Genomic DNA, 6,271 nt, shown 5'->3' with positions numbered 1-6,271 from the left:
TCGCAGGGCGTAACCCACCCTACAACTGCTCCTGGCTGGCGCTACTTCCCCCAGCGCAACGCCAGCGCGTCGCGCTCCTTGGCCAGTTCCAGCAATCCCGCGCGCGTGGCCGGGTGCAGCGGCTGCAGCGGATGGCGCACGGCGTCCGACTTGATGACGCCGCCGGCCTGCATCATGACCTTGCAGGCGATCAGGCCGCATTGCCGGTTCTCGTAGTTGATCAACGGCAGCCAGCGCTCATAGGCCGCCTTGGCCTCCTCGCGCTTGCCGGCAAAATAGGGATCGATGATCTGGCGGATGCCGTCGGGATAGCCGCCGCCGGTCATCGCGCCGGTCGCACCCGCATCGAGATCGGCCAGCAGCGTGATCGCTTCCTCGCCGTCCCAGGGGCCTTCGATGTCCTTAGCCCCAGCCTCGATCAGGCCGCGCAGCTTGGCGGCGGCGCCCGGCACCTCGATCTTGAAATAGCGGATGTTCTGGAACTCGCGCGCCAGCCGCGCCAGCAATTCCACCGACAGCGGCGTGCCGGCGACCGGCGCGTCCTGGATCATGATCGGGATATCGATCGCGCCCGACAGCACCTTGAAGAATTCGACGATGCCCTTCTCGGGCACGCGGAAGGTCGCGCCGTGATAGGGCGGCATCACCATCACCATGGCCGCACCCGCGGCTTCAGCCTGCTTGCTTCGCGCGGCACAGACGGCCGACGAGAAATGCGTGGTCGTGACGATGACGGGAACACGGCCGGCGACATGCTCGAGCACCGCATGCATCACGCTCTCGCGCTCGGCATCGGTCAGCACGAACTGCTCGGAGAAGTTGGCGAGAATGCAGATGCCGTGCGAGCCGGCATCGATCATGAAATCGATGCAACGGCGCTGGCCTTCGAGGTCGAGCTCACCATTGGCATGGAAGATCGTGGGGGCGACGGGGAACACGCCCCGGTACGGGCGTTGGGCCTTGGCTTGCGACATCGAAACTCTCCGGATCAGCGCCTAAAGCGCGATGATCATCATCGCGCTTTAGCTCATTGTTTGAGCATGATCTCTTCGGAAAACCGCTTCACACTTTTCCGGATCATGCTGTAGCGCGATCCAGTAGCATCGTCATGGGCGGAGCGGCAATGCCGACCGCACCGCGGCAAAATTTGAGGTGTCTGAGGTGATCGATTAAGCCGCCCGCACCGCGCCCAAAAAGCCCTCGACCGCGACGCGCAGGCGATCGGCATCGTCGGACATCTTCTTCACGGATTCGAACAGCACCGTGCCGGCATTGCCGGTCTCGCGGTTGAGGCTCGCGACGCTGCCGATGGTGTCGGTCACCTCGCGCGTGCCCACGGCGGCCTGCTGGAAGTTGCGCGATATCTCGGTGGTGGCCGCGCGCTGCTGCTCGACCGCCGCGGCGATCGCCGTCATCTTCTCGTCGATGCCGCTGATCGAGCCGCCGATCGAGCGGATGGCGGCGACGGCCTGACCGGTGGCGGCCTGGATCTCGGCGACCTGGCGCGTGATGTCTTCAGTGGCATTCGCGGTCTGCGCGGCGAGGTTCTTCACCTCGCCCGCGACCACGGCGAAGCCGCGGCCGGCCTCGCCGGCCCGCGCCGCCTCGATGGTGGCGTTCAGCGCCAGCAGATTGGTCTGCCCGGCGATGGCGTTGATCATCTTGACGACTTCGCTGATGCGCCCCGCCGTCTGGTCGAGGATCTCGACCGTGGCATTGGTCTGCTCGGCCTGGGCCACAGCCTCGCGCGCCTCGCGGGCGCTGGCCTGGACCTGGGCGGAGATTTCGCCGACGGAGGCCGACAGCTCTTCGGTTGCCGCCGCGATGGTTTCGAGATTGTTGGTGGCCTGCTCCGCGGCGGAGGACACCGCCGCAGTCTGATTACTCGATTCCGAGACCAGCGAGCGCACGCCGGTGGCGGTGGCGTCGAGCTCCCTGGTGGACGCGGCGACGCTCTGGATCACCGCCTTGACGGTGTCGTCGAACTGCCGGCAAGCAATGTCGACGGAACTCGAGCGCGCGAGCTGATGCGCCTGCTGCGATTCGCGCTCCTGCCCCAGCCGCTCCGCGGTTGCCGCGCTCTCGCGCAGGCCTTCGAGGGCTGCAGCCATGGTGCCGAACTCGTCGGGATATCTCGTCTGCGGCACCGGCGTCATGTAGTCGCGCGCGCCGATCCGGGCGATCGCGCCCATAATCGACTGCACCGGCTTCATCATGCGGTTGCGCACCACGTACACACCGGCCAGCGTCACTGCCAGCGCCAGCAGGAAGCCGACCGACTGCACGATGAGGTTGGTCAGCGCCTTTTCCTGTACGGCCTCGGCGCGGGCGATCGACTGGTCCAGCGCCGTGGTGGCAACCGCCACGATCTGCGCGAAGGGCGACTGGCACAGCGCGTTCCACTCGGATGCCGGCATCGCCGGACGGCCGCTGCCGTCGAAATCCTTCGTCACCTGACCGATCTGCTTGAGCACGCCGTCGGTCTTGGCGCGCGCTTCCTTGGCCTTGGAGACGAGGTCGGCGGCGACATCGGGCGCGGCCAAGAGCTCCTCCATGCCGGTCCAGCCGGCGGTGACGATGCCGTTCCAGCTTGCGAGAGTCTGCTTCTGGGTTTCGTCGAGCGGCTTGCTGGTGTTGACGTTCGAACGCAGCGCCGAGCACTGGATGCCGTAGCGGTCGCGCACCTGCCAGGCGAGCCGGCGAACCTGGATCATCCGGGCAATGAAAGGATCATTCATCCAGGCGCGGTTGGACACCGCGGTCGAGGCGAGGTTTGCGGTGTCGATCACCTTGGTGACCGCATCGTACCAGGATGCGGTACGATCGATCTTGCGCTCGCCGCGCGGGCGCTTGGCTTCGTCGCGGAACAGGCTGAACTGCGGTGCGGCCTCGCTCCAGCGCTGCTTCAGGGTGCTCGCGAACTCGTCGCGGCGGGCGAAGTCGACCGTGCCCAGCGCGGCGAGGATGGATTCGTAGCCCGCCTGCTCGGCCTTTTCGACGGCACCGAGCTTGGCGCTGGGGTCATCCTCGCCGAGCAGCGCGCTCTGCGCATCGCCGCGATTGCTGCGCAGTGCCAGCACACCCTGGAACATCGCCTTGTCCGCCGCAGCCAGCCGTCCGGTCTCGAGGCTGTCATGGTAGCGGCCAAAGGCCCCGACCATCTGGATCGCGGTGCTGGTGAGAGCGCCGGCGGCCAGAAGGGCCATCAGGACCAGGAGGAGATTGCTTACCGATTTCTTAAACATGGACATTGGCAGGGACCCGGTTTCGCGGTCCACTGTGCCGGGGTACCTGCCAAAGTTCCGTTAAGGTTTTGGTCAACCTGTCTGCAATGCGTGTTTCGCAGAACGCATGGCTTGGCCGACGTTGCCGCCTGCCAAGCGTTTTCATCACGCCACCTTCATGAAGTCAGGCGGACGACGCTCGGCGAAAGCGGTGAAGGCTTCGCCCGCCTCGGCGGTGCGCAGGCGCTGCGCGAACTGCTCGCCTTCCGCAGTCATCTGCGCGACCAGCGCCTCGCCGTTGCGCATCAGGCGCTTGGTGGCAATGAGCGCGCCGGCCGGTTGCTTGGCGAGTCGTTCGGCAAGGCCGCGTGCCTCGGCATCGAGCTTGTCCAGCGGCACGAGCCGGTTGGCGAGACCCCATTCGAAGGCCGTCTTCGCCGGCACGGTCTCGCCGAGCGCGAACATCTCGTAGGCGCGGGCATGGCCGATCCGCAGCGGCATCAAGAGGCTGGAGGCCGCCTCCGGCACCAGCGCGAGACTGACGAACGGCGTCGAGAGCAGCGCGTTATCGGCGAGCACGACGAGATCGCAATGCAGCAGCATGGTGGTGCCGACGCCGACCGCGCGCCCCTGGACGGCTGCGACCAGCGGGCGCGTACAGCGCGCCAGCGACTGGATGAAGCGGATGACGTTGCGGCTGCCCTCAGACTTGCCGGCTGCCACCATCGCGAACTCGCCGACATCGTTGCCGGCGGTGAACATGTCGCCCTCGCCACGGATCAGCAGCACGCGCGCGGACGGATCGAACTCGGCCGATTCGATCGTATCGGCTAGCTTGCCGTACATCGCATCCGTCAGTGCGTTCTTCTTGTCGGGACGCGCCAGCGTCAGGGTCAAAATCCCACCGGTGTTCTCGATCCGGACATGGTCGGTCATTGCAAAACTCCTTCTCTAGTCATCTGCTCTCGGAAACTTGGTTTGAATGCTCGTCAGCCAGCGCGCGACGATGTCGATCTCCGCGGCCGTAAATCCGTCCGTCAGCGCCGCATTGACCTCCGCCGCGGCGGCCTTGGCCTGCGTCAACGCAGTCCGGCCCCTCGCCGTGAGCCAGACGCGCGAGGCGCGGCCATCCTCCCGATCGGCACGCCGTTCGACGAGGCGAACGGCCGTCATCCGATCGACGAGACCGGAGATACCGGCCGGGCCGAGATCGAGCGCGGCGCCCGCCTCGCCCATCAAAATCCCGTCCTGCTTGCCGAGGATGAACAACAGCCCCGCCTGCGCTGGCGTGACTTCACTCTCCGGCTGCGCCGCCATCCAGCGCTGCAACCGCCGCTGCGCGACGCTGAGCAGGTAGATTAGCCGATGATGCTTCGCCGCGCTCACGCGGTGGCCGATTTATTTCGCATGCGAAGCATATAACGAAGCAAAAGCGGCCTGTCACGCAAAAAATCTCGCGCCGGGAATCAGTCCGCAACACTTACCGATCCGCCAGCCGCGCTCTCATTCTCGTGACGGGGACTGTTCCGGGGATTTGACAAAAATCAACGACAGATAACCGGTGCAGAGGGAGGTTTCGCACATTGAACGAACCCTTACCTATGAAGGAGGAAGATCATGGCCAATGAAACCAAGCTACCCGTCACCAGGAAAGCCAACGAGCCCGCCTTCGCCGGCGACGCGTGGCGGCCGTTCGAGACGCTTCGCAAGGAGGTCGACCGGCTGTTCGAGGATTTCGGCACCGAGGATTTCTGGCGCCGGCCGTTCCGTTCGCTTGCCGGCCTCGAGCGCAACCTGGCGCAGAAGCTCGTGAGCACGCCGGCGGTGGACGTCGCCGAAACCGACAAGGCCTACGAGATTACCGCCGAATTGCCCGGGATGGACGAGAAGGACATCGAGGTGAACGTCGCCAATGGCGGCCTCACCATCAAGGGCGAGAAGAAGGTGGAGACGGAAGAGAAGCAGAAGGGCTATCACGTCTCCGAGCGCCGCTACGGCTCCTTCGAACGCTATTTCGGCCTGCCCGAGGATGTCGAGGCCGACAAGATCGCGGCCGCGTTCAAGAACGGCGTGCTCAAGGTGACGCTGCCGAAGACGGCGGAAGCGCAACAGCCCGCCAAGAAGATCGAGGTCAAGGCGGCCTGAGATCTTGCACAACCGTGCGAGGCCGCGAGGCGGCCTCGCACGATCTGCGGCTACGGCACGCAGAAATAACTCGCCGCGTCCGTCACCGGGCCCGCCTTGAAATGCGGCCAGGCCGGCCAGCGGCACAGCGGCAGCGAGCGCATGACCGGGAAGGACGGCGCCTCGACCTTCTGCTCGGTGACCTCGAGGTCGCCGGGCGCCTTGTCCTTCTCGACCCAGTCGACCAGTACGCCGAGCATGTCGACATTGGCGGGCGCGCCCGAGCCGACGTGATCGACGCCGGGCGCGGTGTAGAGCCGGGCGAACTGCGCCACCGTCGCCGAGCCCATCAGGCGCTCGACAGTCTCGAAATAGCGAATGCCGGCATAAGGGCTCTGCGCATAATCGGCCATGTGCTCGAGCATGATCAGCTTGCCCTTGCGCGCCAGGAAGCGGCTGAGGTCGGGATTGGTCGAATCCATCAGGTTCGAGACTTCGAGCAGCCGCGCCTTGTGGTCCTCGACCTTGTAGGTGGTGACGTCGAGTTTTGGATCGCGCGCAACGACATATTGAAGCGCGCCGGCACCATAGACCCAGGCGATGCCGTTGTTCGGCGCCGGCGGCTGCGTGGGAGGCGCGGTCCCGAGCCACCACGACGTCCAGCCGCCTGTGGGCCCAAACGACGCGGTGTCCTCACCCGATACGCCCCAGCCGGGATAGTCGTCGAGACCGTTGGCGAGCGGGAACGGAAACTTGTAGTCCGCATGCAGCGTCTGGACCGCCTTGATCTGCAGATCGGTCAGGCACTGATCGCCGCTCTGACCGCCGGCACAGCGTAACGTCTCCACCTTGAACGCCGCCTTGCATCCGACGGGATCCTGCACCAGCGCATCATTTGAACCGTCGGCCTTGTCGCAGGCCGC

6 protein-coding genes are annotated in these 6,271 nt (G+C 65.7%); 1 reads left to right on the top strand and 5 read right to left on the bottom strand.

Features of this window, described 5'->3' with window-relative positions:
* Nucleotides 1–41: 41 nt before the first annotated feature.
* The 4 genes from C2U70_RS23580 to C2U70_RS23565 form a co-directional block, all read right to left on the bottom strand.
* Nucleotides 42–974: a dihydrodipicolinate synthase family protein gene (locus C2U70_RS23580; protein WP_140980857.1), complete on the bottom strand. Its 933-nt coding sequence runs from the start codon at nt 972–974 to the stop codon at nt 42–44.
* A 195-nt stretch (nt 975–1,169) separates the two neighbouring features.
* Complete coding sequence (locus C2U70_RS23575; protein WP_140980855.1) at nt 1,170–3,251, bottom strand: methyl-accepting chemotaxis protein; 2,082 nt, start codon at nt 3,249–3,251, stop codon at nt 1,170–1,172.
* A 138-nt stretch (nt 3,252–3,389) separates the two neighbouring features.
* Entirely contained in the window at nt 3,390–4,160 is a 771-nt protein-coding gene (locus C2U70_RS23570) for an enoyl-CoA hydratase (protein ID WP_140980853.1), read from the bottom strand.
* 15 nt (nt 4,161–4,175) lie between these two features.
* Entirely contained in the window at nt 4,176–4,541 is a 366-nt protein-coding gene (locus C2U70_RS23565) for a MarR family winged helix-turn-helix transcriptional regulator (protein ID WP_433960701.1), read from the bottom strand.
* 300 nt (nt 4,542–4,841) lie between these two features.
* Between C2U70_RS23565 and C2U70_RS23560 the strand changes: the two genes are divergently transcribed.
* Nucleotides 4,842–5,369, top strand: a complete 528-nt coding sequence (locus tag C2U70_RS23560) for an Hsp20/alpha crystallin family protein (RefSeq protein WP_140980850.1) — start codon at nt 4,842–4,844, stop codon at nt 5,367–5,369.
* Nucleotides 5,370–5,419: 50 nt separating this feature from the next.
* Here C2U70_RS23560 and C2U70_RS23555 read toward each other — a convergent pair.
* Nucleotides 5,420–6,271: tannase/feruloyl esterase family alpha/beta hydrolase (locus tag C2U70_RS23555; RefSeq protein WP_140980848.1), on the bottom strand; the 852-nt coding region annotated here is incomplete at its 5' end.

It is taken from the genome of Bradyrhizobium guangdongense (assembly GCF_006483445.1).
GTDB classification, from domain to species: domain Bacteria; phylum Pseudomonadota; class Alphaproteobacteria; order Rhizobiales; family Xanthobacteraceae; genus Bradyrhizobium; species Bradyrhizobium guangdongense_A.
The sequence above is the reverse complement of the archived record's forward strand: the minus strand, read 5'-3'. Positions and strand labels throughout refer to the sequence as shown.